We start from the raw sequence: 529 nt of genomic DNA on the forward strand, positions 1-529 counted from the left end.
GTGCTGGCCAGTCTTTCCGTCACCACGCTGAAGTCGGTCCGCCAGCCGGTGGCACGCCTGTCGGGTGGGCAGCGGCAGTCGATCGCCGTCGCCAAGTCGGGGATGTGGAATTCCAAGCTGGTCGTGCTTGATGAACCGACGGCCGCGCTGGGGGTGGCGCAAACCCCGCTGGTTCTAGCGCTCGTCCGGCGGCTTGCCGAACGCGGCCTCGCCGTTGTTCTCGTCAGCCACAATCTGGAGGATGTACTTTCTGTTTCGGACAGCATCGCCGTGCTGCGCCTGGGGCGAATGGTCACCCAGCTTCGCCGCGAGGGCGTCAATAGTGGCCAGCTCGTAGAGCTTATCACCACCGGTCAAGTCCGCGGCGCGTCGCCTCCGGACAACCGCCTAACTCTGAGGGGAGAGGCTAACTGATGTCCACCCAGAACATTCTCAAGGAAGGGTCTGCGGCGCCCTCGATTTCGCCGGTGCATTCGATGCTGGCAACAATGCGATCCGGTGACCTCGGCATCTGGCCGGTGCTCGTCGG

General features: G+C 64.3%; 1 protein-coding gene. It reads left to right on the forward strand.

Annotated features, from left to right (window positions below; all coding sequences use genetic code 11):
* A partial coding sequence (locus ACFHWW_RS34165; RefSeq protein ID WP_379943815.1) for an ATP-binding cassette domain-containing protein occupies positions 1-414 on the forward strand: 414 nt, incomplete at its 5' end.
* Between the last annotated feature and the right edge of the window lie 115 nt (positions 415-529).

It is taken from the genome of Sinorhizobium sp. P24N7 (assembly GCF_042436655.1).
Taxonomy (GTDB): domain Bacteria; phylum Pseudomonadota; class Alphaproteobacteria; order Rhizobiales; family Rhizobiaceae; genus Sinorhizobium; species Sinorhizobium meliloti_A.